Annotated in this window: 14 protein-coding genes; 8 read left to right on the forward strand and 6 right to left on the reverse strand. The window is 70.6% G+C overall.

The genetic code is table 11. The features are described 5' to 3' along the window. Positions 1 to 15: 15 nt before the first annotated feature. From ACY34J_RS00430 to ACY34J_RS00445, 4 genes are all read right to left on the reverse strand, one after another. Positions 16 to 1,869: a GAF domain-containing sensor histidine kinase gene (locus ACY34J_RS00430; RefSeq protein ID WP_462724239.1), complete on the reverse strand. Its 1,854-nt coding sequence runs from the start codon at positions 1,867 to 1,869 to the stop codon at positions 16 to 18. 87 nt (positions 1,870 to 1,956) lie between these two features. Next, entirely contained in the window at positions 1,957 to 5,550 is a 3,594-nt protein-coding gene (gene cydD / locus ACY34J_RS00435) for a thiol reductant ABC exporter subunit CydD (RefSeq protein WP_462724240.1), read from the reverse strand. Between the two features lie 39 nt (positions 5,551 to 5,589). Next, positions 5,590 to 6,594: a cytochrome d ubiquinol oxidase subunit II gene (gene cydB / locus ACY34J_RS00440; protein ID WP_462724241.1), complete on the reverse strand. Its 1,005-nt coding sequence runs from the start codon at positions 6,592 to 6,594 to the stop codon at positions 5,590 to 5,592. 19 nt (positions 6,595 to 6,613) lie between these two features. Then, positions 6,614 to 8,122 (reverse strand): cytochrome ubiquinol oxidase subunit I, encoded by a 1,509-nt coding sequence (locus ACY34J_RS00445; RefSeq protein WP_462724242.1) that lies wholly within the window; start codon positions 8,120 to 8,122, stop codon positions 6,614 to 6,616. A 61-nt stretch (positions 8,123 to 8,183) separates the two neighbouring features. Here ACY34J_RS00445 and ACY34J_RS00450 point away from each other — a divergent pair, with 61 nt between their 5' ends. Continuing rightward, positions 8,184 to 8,339 (forward strand): hypothetical protein, encoded by a 156-nt coding sequence (locus ACY34J_RS00450; RefSeq protein WP_462724243.1) that lies wholly within the window; start codon positions 8,184 to 8,186, stop codon positions 8,337 to 8,339. A gap of 24 nt (positions 8,340 to 8,363) precedes the next feature. On the opposite strand, the gene hisC is transcribed toward ACY34J_RS00450, so the two are convergent. Further along, positions 8,364 to 9,449, reverse strand: a complete 1,086-nt coding sequence (gene hisC, locus ACY34J_RS00455) for a histidinol-phosphate transaminase (RefSeq protein ID WP_462724244.1) — start codon at positions 9,447 to 9,449, stop codon at positions 8,364 to 8,366. Between the two features lie 396 nt (positions 9,450 to 9,845). Between hisC and ACY34J_RS00460 the strand changes: the two genes are divergently transcribed. From ACY34J_RS00460 to ACY34J_RS00480, 5 genes are all read left to right on the forward strand, one after another. Further along, complete coding sequence (locus ACY34J_RS00460; RefSeq protein ID WP_462724245.1) at positions 9,846 to 10,949, forward strand: LacI family DNA-binding transcriptional regulator; 1,104 nt, start codon at positions 9,846 to 9,848, stop codon at positions 10,947 to 10,949. 285 nt (positions 10,950 to 11,234) lie between these two features. Next, positions 11,235 to 12,398 (forward strand): metallophosphoesterase, encoded by a 1,164-nt coding sequence (locus tag ACY34J_RS00465; protein ID WP_462724365.1) that lies wholly within the window; start codon positions 11,235 to 11,237, stop codon positions 12,396 to 12,398. A gap of 180 nt (positions 12,399 to 12,578) precedes the next feature. Continuing rightward, positions 12,579 to 13,490, forward strand: coding sequence for a hypothetical protein (locus ACY34J_RS00470; protein WP_462724246.1), 912 nt, complete (start codon positions 12,579 to 12,581; stop codon positions 13,488 to 13,490). Between the two features lie 182 nt (positions 13,491 to 13,672). Then, positions 13,673 to 13,894, forward strand: coding sequence for a BRO-N domain-containing protein (locus tag ACY34J_RS00475; protein WP_462724247.1), 222 nt, complete (start codon positions 13,673 to 13,675; stop codon positions 13,892 to 13,894). 259 nt (positions 13,895 to 14,153) lie between these two features. Next, on the forward strand, positions 14,154 to 14,684 hold the full coding sequence (locus tag ACY34J_RS00480; RefSeq protein WP_462724248.1) for a hypothetical protein: 531 nt from the start codon (positions 14,154 to 14,156) through the stop codon (positions 14,682 to 14,684). Between the two features lie 50 nt (positions 14,685 to 14,734). Here ACY34J_RS00480 and thiC read toward each other — a convergent pair whose 3' ends face one another. After that, positions 14,735 to 16,498, reverse strand: a complete 1,764-nt coding sequence (gene thiC, locus ACY34J_RS00485) for a phosphomethylpyrimidine synthase ThiC (protein WP_462724249.1) — start codon at positions 16,496 to 16,498, stop codon at positions 14,735 to 14,737. Positions 16,499 to 16,731: 233 nt separating this feature from the next. On the opposite strand from thiC, the gene ACY34J_RS00490 reads away from it, so the two are divergent. Both ACY34J_RS00490 and ACY34J_RS00495 read left to right on the forward strand, forming a co-directional pair. After that, positions 16,732 to 16,932 (forward strand): hypothetical protein, encoded by a 201-nt coding sequence (locus tag ACY34J_RS00490; RefSeq protein WP_462724250.1) that lies wholly within the window; start codon positions 16,732 to 16,734, stop codon positions 16,930 to 16,932. 149 nt (positions 16,933 to 17,081) lie between these two features. Beyond that, positions 17,082 to 18,548, forward strand: coding sequence for an SPFH domain-containing protein (locus ACY34J_RS00495; RefSeq protein ID WP_462724251.1), 1,467 nt, complete (start codon positions 17,082 to 17,084; stop codon positions 18,546 to 18,548). Positions 18,549 to 18,601: the final 53 nt, after the last annotated feature.

The raw sequence follows: 18,601 nt of genomic DNA on the forward strand, positions 1-18,601 counted from the left end.
ACCGCCCGCAACCGCTCAGATCGGGACCTCCCAGATCACCGTCGTGCCGGCGCCGTCCTCGCCGATGCCCGGGCCGTAGCTGCTCGAACCGCCCAGTGACTCGGCCCGCTTGGCGAGGTTCTTCAGGCCGCTGCGGCGCCCGCTTTCCGGTATGCCGACACCGTTGTCCGCGACCGTCAGCCGTACGCCGTCCTGACCGTCCGGAAGGGTCACGGTCGCATCGGCCACGACCTCGATCCTGGTCGCGCGGGCGTGCCGGTACGCGTTGGACAGCGCCTCGCGGAGCGCGGCGATGAGGTTCTTGCCCGTCAGTTCGCCGACGCGGGCTTCGATCGCGCCGATGAAGCGCACGGACGGTTTGAACCCGAGCGGCACCGCCGCCATGTTGACCTCGCGCTCGATACGGGTGCGCAGCCCGGACGGCGCCTCGGTGGGCTCCTGCTGGAGCGCGAAGATCGCCGTACGGATCTCCTGGATGGTCACATCCAGCTCGTCCACCGCCTTGGCGATCCCGGCCCGCGCATCCTGCACATCGGACGTGCGCTGGGCGCCCTCCAGCATCATTCCGGTCGCGAACAGCCGCTGAATGACCAGGTCGTGCAGGTCCCGGGCGATGCGGTCGCGTTCCTCGAAGACCGCCAGCCGCTCGCGGTCGCGCTGCGCCTCGGCGAGGACGAGCGCCAGGGCGGCCTGTGCGGCGAACCGTACGGCGAGCCCCCGCTCGGTCTCGGTGAACGGGCGCGCGCCGCGCAGGCGCGGCAGAGCGAGGGTGCCCAGGATCCGGTCGCCGCTCTTGAGCGGGAGCATCATGCTCGGGCCGTAGAGGTGGGACAGCGGGGTGGTCATCCGGTCGTCGGTCGCGGCGTCGTCCATGAACACCGGGAATCCGGCGAGCAGTTGCTCGTAGACCGGGCTGGTCGGCTTTATCACCATGCCCAGGCTCTCGTACGGCTCGGAGAGGTCGGAGGAGACCTGCACGATCTCCAGGCCGCCCTGCTCGGACGGCAGGAGCACCACGCCGGCCACGGCGTCGGCGAGCCTGCGGGCCTGCTCGGCGACGACGGCGAGGGCCTCGTCCGTGCTCGCTTCCGCGCCGACGGCCGTGACCGGTTCGATCCCGGCCGCCGCACCGACTTCGGCCACGGCGGCCGACTCGGTGCTCGCGCGGGCCAGCAGGGCCGTGGTGAGGGCGGCGGCGCCGTCGATCCAGCGCTCGCGCTGACGGGCGGCCTCGTGCAGCCGGGCGTTGTCGATCTGGATGCCGGCCTCGGTGGCGAGCACCTTCACCATGTGCAGGTCGTAGGCGCTGAATTCGCCGCCGTCGGACTTCTCCACCAGGTAGAGGTTTCCGAAGAGTTCCCCGCCGACGCGGATGGGGACGCCGAGGAAGTCTCCGAGGAGCGCGCTGTGCGGCGGGAAGTCGTCGGCGCGGGTCGCGGCCCCGAGGTCGGCCAGCATCAGCGGTTCGGGGTCCTCGATGAGCACGCCGAGGATGCCCTTCTCGCCTTCGGGGAGGTGGCGGATGCGCTCGCGTTCGGCGTCGGAGATGCCGTACGTGACGAAGTCGGCGAGGCCGTCGCGGTCGTCGTTGATGACACCGAGTGCGGCGTAGCGGGCACCGGTGAGGCCGGCGGCGGTCTCCACGATGCGGTCGAGGGCGGTGTGCAGGTCCAGGCCGGTGCCGACCGACACCATCGCCTCGAGCAGCTGGGGGAGGCGGGCGGCCAGCTCCTTGGGCAGTCCTTGCAGGCTCCGGGCCGCCTGTTCGGCGGCGGCCGGGACCGAGAAGGGGGCGCTGCCGCCAGACGCAGGGGGAGTGACGTCCCGGCCGGGCGGGGACTCCTGAGCGCGTCCTGCCGTCGCTGACATGCCCCCGAGCTTAATAAGTCCCTTTTCGGTAAGAAAGTAAGAGTTTGCCGGGCGATGCGACGGGGCCGTACGGGGCTGCGGTGAGCGTCAGCGGCGGGACAGGCAGGCGTCCGCCGCGCGCTCCTGGTCGAGCATCCGCCGGAACGGACCCTCCACGGCGGCCAGCTCCTCGTACGAACCACGCTGCACCGCGCGCCCTCCGCTGAGCACGATCACTTCGTCGACCGCCTCCAGACCGGCCAGGCGGTGGGTGATCAGAACGGTGGAACGGCCTGCGGTGGCGGCGGCCTCCGTGGCGGCCAGCAGATCGCCGGTGAGCGCGTCGGCGGTCGGCAGGTCGAGGTGTTCGGCGGGCTCGTCGAGCACCAGCACGGGGAAGCCGGCGAGCAGCGCGCGGGCGAGCGCGAGGCGCTGCCGCTGGCCGCCGGACAGGCTGGCGCCGTGCTCGCCGACGAGGGTGTCGAGGCCGAGGGGAAGGCTGTCGGCCCAGTCCAGGAGGCGGGCGTCGGCGAGGGCCGCGCGCAACTCGGTCTCCTTGGCCGCGGGGCGGGCGAGACGGAGGTTTTCGCGCAGCGAGCTGTCGAAGATGTGTGCGTCCTGCGCGCACAGTCCGACCATGCGGCGGACGTCGTCGCCGTCCAGGGCGGTCGCATCGGTGCCGCCGAGGGTGTACGTACCGGCGTCGGCATCCAGGAAGCGCAGCAGCACCTGGGCGAGGGTCGTCTTGCCGGAGCCGGACGGGCCGACGACCGCGATACGACGGCCGGGGGCGAGGTCAAGGTCGATGCCGTCGAGTGCCGCTTCCCGCCGACCGGGGTAGCGGGCCGTCAATCCGCGGGCTGTGAGGGGGAAGGGGGAAGCGGGGGCGGGGGCCGGGCGGTCGGGTTCGCGGACGGGCTCGGGCGTGTCCAGGACCTCGTGCACCCGCTCGACGGCGCAACGGGCGCGGTGCCGGTACCGGACCGCCGAGGGGAGACCGGCTACCGCCTCGAACGCGGCGAGCGGGGTGAGGACGACGACGGCGAGGGCAACCCCCGCCAGCCGCCCGTCGTGCACGGCCTGCACACCGGTCCAGGCGGCGGCCGCCACGGTCAGGCCGCAGATCAGCGCGGAGAGCCCGGCCCCGGCGCCGGCCGCGGCTGCGGAGCGGGCGGAGAGGCTGGTCAGGGCCCGGTCCGCGCGGCGGGTGTCGTCCGTACGGGCCGCCAGGGCGCCGGCGACGGTCAGCTCGGCGGTGCCACTGAGGAGATCGACGACGCGGGTGGCGAGCGAGCCGCGGGCAGGCGCGAGCTGCCGCTCGGCTCGACGGGAGAGTGCGCCGGACAGTACGGGTACGGCGACGCCCGCGGCGAGCAGGCCTGCGGCGAGCACCGCTCCGGCCTCGGGGAGCAGCCAGGCGGTGAAGGCGACCGATCCGGCGCCGACGAGGAGGGCGGCGCCGACGGGCAAAAGCCAGCGCAGGAAGTAGTCCTGGAGGGAGTCGACGTCGGCGACGAGCCGGGAGAGCAGGTCGCCACGGCGGGTCCGGCGCAGGGCCGCGGGGGCGAGGCGCTCCAGGCGTGCGTACACGGCGACACGCAGGTCGGCGAGCATACGGAAGACGGCGTCGTGGGCGACGAGGCGCTCTGCGTAACGGAAGACGGCGCGGCCGATGCCGAACGCCCGCGTCGCGGTGACCGCCACCATGAGGTAGAGGATCGGCGGCTGCTGTGAGGCACGGGAGATCAGCCAGCCGGAGACGGCCATGAGGCCGACGGCGCCGGCGAGGGCGAGCGTGCCGAGGAGGAGCGCAAGCGCGAAGCGCGCCCGCCGGGCCTGTGCCATGTGCCGTACCCGCCGCAGGACGTCCGCGCCCTCCGGACGGTTCGCCCGTCCACCCGTCCCGCTGTTGGCGGAGGTCTCCCCCAAGGCCGCCTGCGGCTCCGCTGCCGAGGCAGCCTCGCCGGGCCCCTGGTGAAGAGGCTGCGTCACCGCGTTCGCAGGCGCTGTGCGTTCCGCGGATGCGCCCACCACCGCTCGGTGGCGGGTCAGCTCGACAACGTGGTCGGCCAGCGGCAGCAGGGCCGGGCGGTGCAGGACCATCAGCACCGTGCGTCCCTGTGCCAGGCGGCCGATCGCGGAGGCGATCTCCGCCTCCGTCTCGCCGTCCAGGTTCGCCGTCGGCTCGTCCAGAAGCAGCACCGGACGGTCCGCCAGGAAGGCGCGGGCCAGGGCGATGCGCTGACGCTGCCCGGCCGAGAGCCCGACGCCGTCCTCACCGAGGAGCGTGTCCACACCGTGCGGGAGGGCGGAGACAAAGCCGAGTGCGCCCGCCTCCCGGAGGGCATCCCGCAGGGCCTGGTCGTCCGCGTCCGGGCGGGCCAGCCGTACGTTGTCGGCGACCGTGCCCGCGAAGAGGTACGGCCGCTGCGGCACCCACGCGATCTGCTTCCGCCAGCTGTCCGGTGCGATGTCGGCGAGATCCGTGTCGCCGAGCAGCACCCGGCCGGCACTCGGCTGGGGTTCCCCATCCCGAAGGCCAGGGGAAAAGCCCAGCACCGCGTTCAGCAAGGTCGTCTTCCCGGCCCCGCTCGGGCCGACGACCGCCACCGTCTCGCCCGGCCCAACGGTGAACGAGGTTTCCGGCAGCGAGGGCTCCGTACGGCCCGGGTGCTGTACGACCAGTTCCTCGATCCGCAGCGCCAAGCTCCGCGCGTCGGGGGCGGGCCTCGTACCGGAGGCAGGCGGCTCCGTCTCCAGCACCGCGAAGACCTCGTCCGCCGCGGCCAGCCCCTCCGCCGCCGCGTGATACTGCGCGCCCACCTGCCGCAATGGCAGATACGCCTCCGGGGCGAGCACCAGCACCATCAGCCCGGTGTACAGGTCGAGGTCGCCGTGGACGAGCCGCATGCCGATGCCGACGGCGACCAGCGCCACCGACAGCGTGGCAAGAAGTTCCAGCGCGAAGGAGGAGAGGAAGGCGATCCGCAGGGTCCGTAGCGTCGCCCGCCGGTACTCACCCGTGATCGCGCGGATCGACTCGGCCTGGGCCCGCGCCCGCCCGAACACCTTCAGCGTCGGCAGACCGGCCACAACATCCAGAAAGTGGCCGGACAGCCGGCTGAGCAGCTTCCACTGCCGGTCCGTCCGCGCCTGGGTCGCCCAGCCGATGAGGACCATGAAGAGGGGAATGAGCGGCAGGGTGATGACGATGACCGCCGCCGACACCCAGTCCGCCGTGACGATCCGGGCCAGCACCGCGGCCGGCACCACGACCGCCAGCCCCAACTGCGGCAGGTAGCGGGCGAAATAGTCGTCCAGCGCGTCGATGCCGCGCGTGGCGAGCGCGGTCAGTTCGCCGGTACGTAGGTCACTCGGCCGACCCGGCCCCAGCCGTACGGCATGCTCCAGCAGACGGATCCGCAGCTCGGACTTCACCGACGCGCTCGCCCGGTGCGCGGCCAGCTCCGTCAGCCAGGAGACCAGGCCGCGTCCCACCGAGACCGTGCCGAGCAGCAGCAGGGGCGTACGCAGCTCGGTGAGCTGGAGCCCCCGCTGAAAGGAGCCGACCACGATCTCGGCGATGAGCATCGCCTGGGCCACGACCAGCCCCGCCCCGGCCAGCCCGAGTGCCACCGATGCGACCAGGAAGACGCGGGTGGCGCGAGCGTGCCGGAGCAGGCGCGGGTCGACAGGTTTCACGTGAAACGCTCCTCAGCGGTCCTGGCTGTACCGCAGCCCTCAGTGCGGATCGGCAGCGATGTGCTGCGTGCCGATCCGCTTACGGAAGACCCAGTACGTCCAGCCCTGGTACACCATCACCAGCGGAGCGGCGATGGCCGCGCACCAGGTCATGATCTTCAGCGTGTAGGGGGTGGACGAGGCGTTGGCGACGGTGAGACTCCAGGACTCGTTCAGCGAGGACGGCATGACGTCCGGGAAGAGCGTCAGGAACAGCATGGCGACGGTGGCCGCGATGGTGATTCCGGACAGCGCGAAGGACCAGCCCTCGCGCCCCCTGCCGTTCAGCACGAGCGCGGCGAGCAGCGCCACGACCGCCACCGCCATGGCCACCAGGCTCTGGCTGTCGCCCCGGTGGAGCTGCGTCCAGCCGAGAAAGGCCAGCGCGAGAGCGGCGGCTGCCGCCCCCAGCACGGTCGCGTGCCGGCGCGCCCGCAGCCGGATGTCGCCGACCGTCTTCAGCGCCGTGAACACCGCCCCGTGGAAGGTGAACAGGGCCAGGGTCACCAGCCCGCCCAGCAGCGCGTACGGGTTCAGCAGGTCGAGCAGCGTGCCGACGTACTCCTTGTGCGCGTCGATCTTCACGCCGTGCACGATGTTGCCGAAGGCCACGCCCCACAGCACAGCGGGCAGCAGCGAGCACCAGAAGATCGCGTGCTCCCAGTTGGTCTGCCAGCGCTCATCGCTGCGCTTGACCCGGTACTCGAAGGCGAGACCGCGCACGATCAGGCAGACCAGGATCAGCAGCATCGGCAGGTAGAAGCCGGAGAAGAGGGTGGCGTACCAGTCGGGGAAGGCGGCGAAGGTGGCACCGCCGGCCGTGAGCAGCCAGACCTCGTTGCCGTCCCACACCGGCCCGATGGTGTTGATGAGCACCCGGCGCTCGCTCCGGTCGCGGGCCAGCAGCTTGGTGAGCACGCCGACCCCGAAGTCGAAGCCCTCGAGGAAGAAGTAGCCGGTCCACAGGACGGCGATGATGACGAACCAGACGTCGTGCAGTTCCATGTCTCGCTCCTGTCAGCCCTCAGTAGGAGAAGGCCATGGGCCGGTCGGCGTCGGTGTCGTGGCCGCCGATCCTGGTGGGCTGGTCGAGGTCGGACTCGGTCAGCTCGGGCGGTCCGGCCTTGGCGTACTTCACCAGCAGCCGCACCTCGATCACGGCGAGCGCGGCGTACAGCAGGGTGAAGACGACCATCGAGGTGAGGACTTCGGCCTGGGAGACGCCGGGGGAGACCGCGTCGGAGGTACGGAGCACGCCGTAGACGACCCACGGCTGGCGGCCCATCTCGGTGAAGATCCAGCCCCAGGAGTTGGCGATCAGCGGGAAGCCGATGGTGAGCAGCGCGATCCGCCAGTACCACAGGGTCGGCTTCGGGCCGAGGGCCCGGTTGCGGGTCAGTGCCAGGTACGGACGTTCCTCGTCGCCCGTGCGGAGCCGGGGCGCGAGCCAGAACGTCTTCCGTGTGAGCCAGAGCCCGGCCAGGCCGATCGCGAACGACGTCATGCCGAAGCCGATCATCCAGCGGAAACCCCAGTAGGCGGTGGGGATGTTGGGCCGGTAGTCGCCGGGGCCGAATGCCTTCTGCTCGGCCTCGTTGACGTCGTTGATGCCGGGGACCTTGGAGTGGAAGTCGCCCTTGGCGAGGAAGGAGAGCAGCGTCGGCAGCTCGATCGCGACCGTGTTGTGGCCCTTGTCCACATCCCCGTACGCGAAGACGGAGAAGGGTGCCGGCGCCTCGCTGTCCCACAGCGCCTCGGCCGCCGCCATCTTCATCGGCTGCTGCCTGAACATGACCTTGGCGAGCTGGTCGCCGCTGACCGCGGTGAGCAGACCGGCGACTACCAGGGTCACCAGGCCGAGCCGGAGCGAGGTCCGCATCACCGGGACGTGCTTCCTGCGCAGCAGGTGGTACGCCGAGATGCCGACGATGAAGGCGCCTCCGGTGAGGAAGGCCGCGGTGAGGGTGTGGAAGACCACGACCAGGGTGGTGTCCTGGGTGAGGACCTTCCAGATGTCGGTCAGCTCGGCCCGCCCGGTGGCGTGGTTGATCCGGTAGCCGATCGGGTGCTGCATCCAGGAGTTGGCGGCCAGGATGAAGTAGCCCGACAGCACGGTGCCGATCGACACCATCCATATGCAGCCGCAGTGGATCTTCTTGGGGAGCTTGTCCCAGCCGAAGATCCACAGGCCGATGAAGGTGGACTCGAAGAAGAAGGCTATGAGCGCCTCGAACGCGAGCGGAGCACCGAAGACGTCACCGACGAACCGCGAGTAGTCGGACCAGTTCATGCCGAACTGGAACTCCTGGACGATGCCGGTGACCACGCCCATGGCGATGTTGATCAGGAAAAGCTTTCCCCAGAACTTGGTCGCTCGGAGGTACTTCTCCTTCTGGGTGCGCACCCAGGCCGTTTCCAGGCCGGCCACGAGCGCGGCAAGCGAGATCGTCAGGGGAACGAAGAGGAAGTGGTAGACGGTCGTAATACCGAACTGCCACCTCGCCAGAGTCTCCGGCGCCAAAGCAAGGTCCATGGCACCTTCTCCTTACGTTGCTGCGGCCGGAACCGCAGGTGCCCTTCTCATCTCAAACTTTGTGAACGCGTTCACATTCACAAGGCATTATGACGCACAAGGGTTCGGCAACGTTGGGCGGGTCCGCCTTTCGGGCATCCTCGGCCGGATCGACGGCGACCCGCGGGCACTCGCCACGGTGCGCGCCGGCGATCCGATCCGCGTGGAGCGGGCCTGAGCCCGTACGCCCTCCCGGGACCCGTCAGCCCTGGAACTCCTTGCGGAAGCCCTCCGCGGCCTGCAGGAAGAGGTCGTTCGCCTCGGTCTCGCCGATCGTCACGCGCACGCCCTCGCCGGGGAACGGCCGTACGACCACGCCCGTCTGCTCGCACGCCGCGGCGAAATCGGCCGTACGGTCCCCCAGTCGCAGCCAGACGAAGTTCGCCTGCGACTCGGGGACCGTCCAGCCCTGCGCCGCCAGCGCCTCACTCACCCGCGCCCGCTCCGCGACCAGCGAATCCACCCGCTCCAGCAGCGCGTCCTCGCTGCGCAGCGAGGCCACCGCCGCGTCCTGCGCCAGCTGGCTGACCCCGAACGGCACCGCCGTCTTGCGCAGGGCGGCGGCCACCGGCTCGTGCGCCACCGCGAAACCGACCCGCAGGCCCGCCAGGCCGTACGCCTTGGAGAAGGTGCGCAGTACGCAGACGTTCGGCCGGTCCCGGTAGATCTCGATCCCGTCGGGGACCTGCTCGTCGCGGATGAACTCCTGGTACGCCTCGTCCAGCACGACCAGCACACCGGACGGCACCCGGTCCAGGAAGCGCTCCAGCTCCGCGCGCCGGACGACCGTGCCCGTCGGGTTGTTCGGGTTGCAGACGAAGATCAGCCGGGTGCGGTCGGTGACCGCGTCCGCCATCGCGTCCAGGTCGTGCACCTCGCCGCTGGTCAGCGGCACCTGCACCGACCGCGCGCCCGAGATCTGGGTGATGATCGGGTACGCCTCGAAGGACCGCCAGGCATGGATCACCTCATCCCCCGGGCCCGAGGTCGCCTGGATCAGCTGCTGGGCGACGCCCACCGAGCCGGTACCCGTGGCCAGATGCTCGACCGGCACGCTGAAACGGTCCGCCAGCGCGGCCATCAGCCCGGTACACGCCATGTCCGGGTAACGGTTGAAGGAACCGGCCGCGGCCAGGGCGCTCTCCAGCACGCCCGGCAGTGGCGGGTACGGGTTCTCGTTGGAGGACAGCTTGTACGCGACCCGGCCACCGGCTGCGGCCGGGCGGCCCGGCTTGTAGGTCGGAATGCCGTCCAGCGCGTCGCGCAGCTTGGGGGTCTTCTCACTCACCGCGGGTCCTCCTCGACCGTCCGTCCAGGCGCATCATGCATTCAGCAACAGCAATACTCCACACCTTATGAGGATTGGTATTTCAGGAGTACGGGCGGAGCAGGGACGGGGGCCGGGATCGTGCGCGCCGAAGACGGGGGGCTTTCGGCCAGGTCACGCGCGCCGGTGGCGAGCGCCGTGGCGCGCATCACTCGTGAGGGTGACTTGAGACCTCTTTGCAATAAAGCCTCCTTGACAGGTGAACCCGCCCAGAGGGCGGCCAGACGCCAGGCCGTCGCCTCAACTTCCTTCATTTCCAAGGGATTTGAGGGAAGTTACTCATGCAGAAACGTGCCTCTCAAGGGCTGTTTGAGAGCTGCCGTCAATAGACCACGCTCGCCCTACTATCGGCCTGCCATGACAGCAGCAGGGAACCACCAGGTGAGCCGGTCGACCGGCCGCCGGCTGGGGCGGGCGGGCATCCGGGACGTGGCCGCCGCGGCCGGTGTCTCGATCACGACTGTCTCCGACGCACTCAACGGCAAGGGCCGGCTTCCCGACGCCACCCGCCGCCATGTCCGGGAGGTCGCGGACCGGCTGGGCTACCGCCCGTCCGCCGCCGCGCGCACGCTCCGTACCGGCCGATCCGGCCTCATCGGTCTGACCGTGACCACATACGGGGATGAACCTTTCACCTTCACGGAGTTCGCCTACTTCGCCGAGATGGCCCGCGCCGCCACCTCCGCCGCCCTCGCCCGCGGCTACGCCCTGGTCATCCTGCCCGCGACCTCCCGGCACGACCTGTGGTCCAACGTCGCGCTCGACGGCACGGTGGTCATCGACCCTTCGGACCGGGACCCGGTGGTCACCGAACTCATCCGCCAGGGCCTCCCGGTGGTCTCCGACGGCCGGCCCGCCGGCTCCCTCCCCGTCACCGCGTGGGTGGACAACGACCACGAGGCCGCCGTCGTCGGCCTGCTCGACCACCTCGCCGACGCCGGGGCCCGCCGCATCGGTCTGCTCACCGGCACCACCACCGATACCTACACCCGGCTGTCCACGACCGCGTATCTGTCCTGGTGCGAGCGCGTCGGCCAGGACCCGGTGTACGAGATGTACCCCGCCCACGACCCGCGCGCCGGAGCCGTCGCCGCCGACCGGCTGCTCGCCCGTCCCGACCGCCCGGACGCCGTCTACGGCCTGTTCGACCCCAACGGCACCGACCTGCTCGCCGCCGCCCGCCGCTACGGTCTGCGCGTACCGGACGACCTGCTGCTCGTGTGCTGCAGCGAGTCCACCGTCTACGCCACCACCGAGCCGCCCATCACCACCCTGTCCCTGAAGCCGCGCCGGATCGGCACCGCCGTGGTCCAGCTGCTCATCGACGCCATCGAGGGTGTTGACACCGGACAGCCCGTGGAACAGGTGATACCGACCGAGCTCATCGTGCGGACGTCCTCCCAGCGCCGCCGCCCGCCTCCCACCACGGTCACCGCGCCACGCTCACCCGGTCAGAGCTGATCACCGGGCGGCCGACCGCTCCCTGCGCCGTGCCCACCCCGGGTTGCTACCAGGCGAATTCGGGAGAAATTCCCGGAGACCGCCATCGCCGCTCGAATGACAGCCCCCTGGTGCATCACAACCTACGAGCAGCATTCCTATGATGGGCCCACGACACCGCGGTCCACCCACCGACCACTGGGGCCTCTCGCCCTCGCGTCTCCCCCCGGACTTCCCTCGGGAGGAGCCAGAGAGACCCCGGAACGCAGGCAGGGGGAAAGGTCCGACTCGGTGCACGGCGGCGCGATGGTGGAGGGGTCGATGACTCAGGGGGCCAGTCAGGGACCCGTGGTGCGGACCATGGCAGGAATGCCGCCCGTACCCGTGCGCGGAATGCCTCCTGTGCCGCCCCCTGCCCCCGGCCAGGCCACGATCCCCGCCGGACCTCTCCTCGGTGGCCCGGCTCCGACCGGGCCCCTCCCGGTCCAGCCGCAGCCCCCGGCCGACTACGACTACCCGCCGGAATACACGCCCACCGAGCGCGACCTGCCGGTGATCAGCCACGACGCCACCCACGACCGGACGACGGTGGACCGCACCCCGGTCGGCGCGCCCGAGGAAGACACCAGCTCATCCGGCAGCCCCGGCCCGCTCTACGTCGTCGGCGACATCCACGGCTACCTCGACGACCTCCGCGAGGCCCTGCGCGCCCAGGGCCTGATCGACGCCGAGGACCACTGGGCCGCGGGCAACGCCCGCCTGTGGTTCCTCGGTGACTTCACCGACCGCGGACCGGACGGCATCGGCGTCATCGACCTGGTGATGCGGCTGTCCGCCGAGGCCGCGGCGGCCGGCGGCTACTGCAAGGCCCTCATGGGCAACCACGAGCTGCTGCTCATCGGCGCCAAGCGGTTCGGCGACACCCCCGTCACCTCCGGCGCCGGCACCGCCTCCTTCCAGGCCGCCTGGCTGCTCAACGGCGGCCAGCGCACCGACATGGAACGGCTCGAGGACCACCATCTGCAGTGGATGTCCCGGCTCGACGCCGTCGCCGAGGAGGACGGGCATCTGCTCCTGCACTCCGACACCACCGCCTACCTCGAGTACGGCGACTCCATCCCGGCCGTCAACGACACCGTCACCGAGACCCTCCAGCGCAACAACCCCGACGAATGCTGGGATCTGTTCCGCAAGTTCACCAAGCGCTTCGGATTCCGGGACGAGGACGGCCCGCAGGCCGCACGCCAACTGCTCGCGACCTACGGCGGACACCGCGTGGTGCACGGGCACAGCCCCATCCCGTACCTGCTGGGTGAGGTGGGCACCGAGGACGCTTCGGACGGCGAGGGCCGCGGTGCCGCGGCCGTCGACGGGCCGCACGTCTACGCCGACGGGCTCGCGATCGCCATGGACGGCGGCATCACCATGGCCGGAAAGCTGCTGGTCTGCCAACTGCCCTTGATCGGCTGACGCTTGGTGGCGATGCCGGCTTGGAGGCCGTAGTCCCACCTGGCCCAGCCATTTTCCGCAAACACCCTGTCACGGCCTACCGGAAGCGCTCTAACATCGGCTTATCCGTAGCAGGCTCTCCTCCGTTTCCGCCGAACTGCCCGGTGAGAGCCGGCATGCAGGCCTACGGAGCACCGGGGGATGCACATGAACAGGGCTCCGCATCTGCTTCCCGAGGACCGTCCCGAATTCGAGCGGATCCTCAAGGAGGCGCTGACCTTGGCCCAGCAGCGGCCGGATCCGGCCGAGGCGAGCCGACGGCTCAGCACCGAGCAGCTGCGCACCATGGCCCTTGCGGCCTCCTCCGCGATAGCGTCCTGCGCCGCCGCCGAGTACCAGCACTACATCACGGTCCGCGGCCGGGTGCGCCGGCCCGAGGCCGCCACTGAGGCCCGTACGGAGTCGGAGGGTGGCGAGGGTTTCCCTGCGGCGGGGCCTGCCGGCGGCGCGGGTGAGTCCGCTGAGGACTCCGGCGCGGGTCTCGTCGCGGTCCTCGCCGTGCTGGTGCCCGTACTGGCCGGCACGGCGGCCGTGATCTTCTTGCTGATCGGCTATCTGCTGCACGCCGTCAGCCGCGGCACCCGCTCCGCCGCCCCGCTCATCATGGCCGGCTGGATCTTCGCGGCGCTGGCCGCCGCCGCCATCGTCGTCGCCATGGCGGGAGTCCTGATCACGGCTCTGCGCAACGGCGCGACCTCGGTACGGGCCGGTGCCGTGGACGAACGGGCCCTGGAGCTCGACCGGGCGCGGGAGGCATGGCGGCAGGCACTGCTGGAGCGCGGTGTGCTGCCGTTTCTCCGTGAGGCGCTGGCCGTCCCTCCCCAGTCCGCCGGCCGTCAGGGCGACGACCGTCCGGCGGACCGCAGCACCGAGGGCGCGTACGGCGGGGACCCGAGCCTGGCCGCACGCACGCCTCATCTGGGCTACACCAGCCCGGGCTTCAGCAGCCCCGCCACGGACAGCGGCCAGGAGGAGGACGCCGTCCGCCCCAGCTACCAGAGCCCCGGCTATACCAGCCCGGACTTCGGCGGACCGGAACACGAGCCGGGCTGACCCACGGCGACGACGGGGCCGAACGTCGCTCTGCGCGCTGGAGCATGGTCCTTCGTTCCAACCGGCGGAGGAGGCGTCAGCGCAGCTGAATGTCATGCTCCGCACCTATCGAGCCAACTTGCCCATTTCTGAGGGGAATTAGCCGTAGAACGCTGCTTACGGTCCTGCCGGAGGTGATGCTCGTGCATGAGCGGAAGACGCCGTCGTCCGAGCCGGCACACCAGGACGCCATCGACGTGAACGACTTCGTGTACGCGGCGACAGGAGCCCGCGTCCGCAGGTTGACGCTGCCCGGCGGTCAGCACTGGTTGCCGGCGGTCGATGTCGCCGGCGAACCGGGCTGCTCAAATACGCGGGACGCGATCGCCAAGCAGCATCGGGCCCGCCCCCAACTCTGGCGCTGACGACGGTCCGCGACCGGCAGATGAACGGTTGCGGGCCATGGCATTCGGGGCTGTTCGTGGCAGGTTTCGTATGGCAGGCTCATTTTCGTCGTCTCTGCGTCGTGCCACGACCGATGAAAAGACTGCCGTGCCATCTCTGTGCCTCAACCTGATCGCCCGACTGCTGCCCACAGCTGTGCTCGCTGTCGCGGGCTGGTCCATGGCGACGGACGGGCCCTCGACCCCGCCATCCACGCAGTCCGCTTCGTCCCCTTCCCCTGTGACGTCGGCTGAGGATGCCAACGGGACGGTCTCGCTCTACGGCAAGCCCCCCGCGCCCTGTACAGCGGTCTCCGCCGGGACGCTCAAGGATCTGGTTCCGGGCGCCAAGACCGCCGGTGCCAAGCTCAAGTCCAGTGACCCCGCACGCCGCCAGGGCTGCTCCTGGAATGCGCTCGACGGCTTCGAATTCCGCTGGCTGGATGTGAGGTACGAAATCTCGGCCGCCGCGGACGGGCAGCAGCAAAAGGCGGTGAAGGCGGCCCGCGATGCCTACGCGACGCAGAAGAAGGGCCCGCCCATATCCGGTCTGGGCGACGAAGCCTCCAGTGGCTCAAAGCGCACCGAGGACGACGGGCAGCAGACCACCGAGGTGGTGGTGGTCGTGCGGAAGCTGAACGCGCTGATCACGGTGACCTACAGCGGCAGCGACTTCGAGACCAAGAAGTCCCCGAGCGCCACGGCGCTGCGCGACGGCGCGCTCAAGGCCGCCAAGGATGCCGTCACCGCGCTCGGCACCCCGCAGTCCTGACACATGGCCGGGACTGGGGCCCGCCCTGCAGGGGCCCCAGTCGCGAACGGTCAGTCGGCCATGGGCAGATAGACCCGGTTGCCCGCGGCGGCGAACTCCTTCGACTTCGCGAGCATTCCCGCCTCGATCTCCTCGTCGGTGGCGCCGGCGGCCGCGTCGGAGCCGAACTGCTCGCTGATGCTGCGACTGATCTTCATCGAGCAGAACTTCGGACCGCACATCGAGCAGAAGTGCGCGGTCTTCGCAGGCTCCGCCGGGAGCGTCTCATCGTGGAAGGCGCGGGCGGTGTCCGGGTCGAGGGCCAGGTTGAACTGGTCCTCCCAGCGGAATTCGAAGCGCGCGTCCGACAGCGCGTCGTCCCACTCCTGCGCCCCCGGGTGGCCCTTGGCCAGGTCCGCCGCATGTGCCGCGATCTTGTACGTGATGACGCCCGTCTTCACATCGTCCCGGTCCGGCAGCCCCAGGTGCTCCTTGGGCGTGACGTAGCAGAGCATCGCGGTGCCCCACCAGGCGATCATCGCGGCGCCTATCCCTGAGGTGATGTGGTCGTAGGCGGGGGCGACGTCGGTGGTCAGCGGACCCAGCGTGTAGAAGGGGGCCTCCTCGCAGATCTCCTGCTGGAGTTCGACGTTCTCCTTGATCTTGTGCATCGGGACGTGGCCCGGGCCCTCGATCATCGTCTGCACGTCGTGCGCCTTGGCGATCCGGTTCAGCTCGCCGAGGGTCTTCAGCTCCGCGAACTGCGCCTCGTCGTTGGCGTCCGCGATCGAACCAGGCCGCAGGCCGTCACCGAGCGAGAAGGTGACGTCGTAGGTCCGCAGGATGTCGCAGAGTTCCTCGAAGTTCGTGTAGAGGAAGCTCTCCTTGTGGTGGGCCAGGCACCAGGCCGCCATGATCGAGCCACCGCGCGAGACGATGCCGGTCTTGCGGCGCGCGGTCAGCGGCACGTACCGCAGCAGCACGCCCGCGTGGACGGTCATGTAGTCCACGCCCTGCTCGCACTGCTCGATGACGGTGTCCTTGTAGATCTCCCAGGTCAGCTCCTCGGCCTTGCCGTCGACCTTTTCCAGGGCCTGGTAGAGGGGCACGGTGCCGATCGGGACAGGGGAGTTGCGCAGCACCCACTCGCGGGTGGTGTGGATGTTGCGGCCGGTGGAGAGGTCCATGACGGTGTCGGCGCCCCAGCGGGTCGCCCAGGTCATCTTCTCCACCTCCTCCTCGATGGAGGAAGTCACCGCCGAGTTGCCGATGTTGGCGTTGACCTTCACCAGGAACCGCTTGCCGATGATCATCGGCTCGATCTCCGGGTGGTTGACGTTCGCCGGGAGCACGGCTCTTCCGGCCGCGATCTCCTCCCGGACGACCTCGGGGGAGACGTTCTCGCGCAGCGCGACGAACTCCATCTCCGCGGTGATCTCACCGCGCTTGGCGTACGCGAGCTGGCTGACGGCGGCGCCGTCACGGCCCCGGCGGGGCAGGCGCGGGCGGCCCGGGAAGACCGCGTCGAGGTTCCTCAGCCCCCCGCGCGGCGAGGTGTGCTTGATCCCGTCGTCCTCCGGGCGCATGGGCCGCCCGGCGTACTCCTCGGTGTCTCCGCGCCCGATGATCCAGTTCTCTCGCAGCGGCGCCAGACCGCGGCGGACATCCGTCTCGACGGTGGGGTCGGTGTACGGGCCGGACGTGTCGTACAGCTGGACGTCCTGGCCGTTGGTGAGGTGCACTCGCCTGACCGGGACCCGCAAGTCCGGCCGCGAACCGGTGACATAGTCCTTGTGCCAGCCGATTTCGGACGTGCGTGCATCCTGCATGGTCATGAGACCCACTCCCTACGCCGGCATTACCCGGTAACAGGTTCGGCGGTCGACGCAGCGGTTTTCGTACGCCCTGTAGGTCCCGTACGAAGGTCAGCGCCCTCTCAGCCCGGTGCTCCGAGCTCCCGCGATTGCAAAGTGGTCCCACGGTAACGGGTGGTACCGGGGGGAGAAAAGGGGGTCTCCTCCCACCGACTCCCGGCGCACGACCGGCGCACTCGGCTACGCTGCGGGCCATGGTGGGGCGGCAGGGGCGGGTCACCGGGACCGTGGGGCCGGGGCTGGTCGGCGAGGTCATCATCGAGGTGCGCGGCGGGGCGGAGGCGTTCTTGGCCTACCCGGCGAACGCGGGCGAGCGCATCGAGCGGGGCACGGTCGTGGTGGTCGTCGACCATCTGCCGCCGCGCACGGTGTATGTGGTGCCCGCGTACGGCTGAGATGCGCGCCAACTCGCGGGCGGCAGCCTGAGGCAGACGCGGAGCATCAAGATTTCGGCAAGGAAGCGTCAGCGTCTTCTCCACCGGGGCATACCGGAGGAGACTCCCGATCGGGCTCCCGTGCGGGGGCCGTTCGAAGGGGGGAGCCGATGATCGTCGGTGTAGTGGCGGGGGCGGTTGTTGCCGGACTCGTCGTGCTGATGGTGCTGTTCAAGCTGATGTGGCGGGTGGCGGAGCCGAACGAGGCGCTCGTCATCTCCGGTTCCAAGCACCGCACCGAAGGCTTGGAGGAGGGGATGGGCTTCCGGATCGTCACGGGCCGGGGAACGTTCGTTCTGCCCGGTGTCCAGGCCGTCCGGAAGCTGTCGCTGGACCTCAACGAGGCGGAGCTGAACGTCGAATGCGTCACCCAGCAGGGCATTCCGCTGCGGGTGCACGGCGTGGTCATCTTCAAGGTCGGCGACGACTTCGTGTCGATCGCGAACGCCGCCCGCCGCTTCCTGGACCAGCAGAAGTACATGGGTGAGCGGGTGCACAACGTCTTCGCCGGCCATCTGCGCTCCATCGTGGGCGGGTTGACGGTCGAGGACATGATCCGCGACCGCGAGCGGCTGACCGCGGAGACCCGGGCCGCGTCCGGCTCCGAGATGGAGAAGCTGGGCCTGATCATCGACTCGCTGCAGATCCATGAGATCCAGGACCCGACCGGCTACATCAAGAACCTGGCCGCCCCGCACGCGGCGGCCGTTCAGCGGGACGCGCGGATCGCGCAGGCCGAGGCGGACCGGCTGGCGACCGAGGCCGAGCAGCAGGCCGCGGCACGGATGGCGGAGGCGCGGCGGGACAGCGAGATCCTGCAGGCCGGCTTCCAGGCGGAGCGGGACAAGGCGGCCGCGAAGGCGCTGCAGGCCGGGCCGCTGGCGGAGGCGGCGGCCCGGCAGGAGGTCGTGGTCCAGGAGACCCGGGTGGCGCAGCTGGAGGCGGAGCGGCGCGAGCAGCAGCTGCAGGCGGACGTCCGCAAGCCCGCGGACGCGCGGGCGTACGAGAAGCGGACCCTGGCCGAGGCGGAGCGCGACGCCCGTATCTCGGCGGCGCAGGCGAAGGCGAAGGAGACCGAGCTGGCGGCCAGTGCGGGCGCGGCCGCCACCCGGGCGACGGGTGAGGCCGAGGCCGCGGCGGCGCGGGCGAAGGGCCTGGCGACCGCGGAGGCGGCGAAGGCCAAGGGCCTGGCGGAGGCCGATGCGATCAAGGCTCGGGCGGCGGCGCTGGCCGAGAACCAGGAGGCGGTCGTCGCGCAACAGCTGGCCGAGAACTGGCCGCTGATCGTCGAGGCGGGGGCGCAGGCGTTCGGGAACGTGGACCACATGGTGCTGCTCAACGGCGCGGACGGGGTCGCGGAGATGTTCGCCAAGGCGCTGACCATGGGCGGTACGGGGCTCGGGCTGGCACGGCAGCTTCTCGCCACGATGGGCGGGGAAGCAGGCGGCAGCTCCCCGGGTTCGGAGGCCATAGCCGGCGCCCCGTCGGCGGCCCCCACCGGGCGGGGCCCGGCCACCGAGCGCATCCCCGTATCCGAAGGCTCCGCTGCGCAGGGTGACGGTGGGACGTCGGCCTGAGGCCAGGCCATGCCGTTGCGGCGGACCCGGGTGCTTTTGCGATGATCGGTCGG

The sequence above is a fragment of the Streptomyces sp. HSS9-12 genome, assembly GCF_054963655.1.

Excerpts from the sequence above, each read along its gene's own strand:
- ACY34J_RS00490 (WP_462724250.1), top strand. The coding sequence starts at position 16,732 with ATGGTGGGGCGGCAGGGGCGGGTCACCGGGACCGTGGGGCCGGGGCTG.
- ACY34J_RS00470 (WP_462724246.1), top strand. The coding sequence starts at position 12,579 with ATGCACATGAACAGGGCTCCGCATCTGCTTCCCGAGGACCGTCCCGAA.
- ACY34J_RS00495 (WP_462724251.1), top strand. The coding sequence starts at position 17,082 with ATGATCGTCGGTGTAGTGGCGGGGGCGGTTGTTGCCGGACTCGTCGTG.
- thiC (WP_462724249.1), bottom strand. The coding sequence starts at position 16,498 with ATGACCATGCAGGATGCACGCACGTCCGAAATCGGCTGGCACAAGGAC.
- ACY34J_RS00460 (WP_462724245.1), top strand. The coding sequence starts at position 9,846 with ATGACAGCAGCAGGGAACCACCAGGTGAGCCGGTCGACCGGCCGCCGG.
- ACY34J_RS00465 (WP_462724365.1), top strand. The coding sequence starts at position 11,235 with ATGGTGGAGGGGTCGATGACTCAGGGGGCCAGTCAGGGACCCGTGGTG.
- cydB (WP_462724241.1), bottom strand. The coding sequence starts at position 6,594 with ATGGAACTGCACGACGTCTGGTTCGTCATCATCGCCGTCCTGTGGACC.
- ACY34J_RS00445 (WP_462724242.1), bottom strand. The coding sequence starts at position 8,122 with ATGGACCTTGCTTTGGCGCCGGAGACTCTGGCGAGGTGGCAGTTCGGT.
- ACY34J_RS00430 (WP_462724239.1), bottom strand. The coding sequence starts at position 1,869 with ATGTCAGCGACGGCAGGACGCGCTCAGGAGTCCCCGCCCGGCCGGGAC.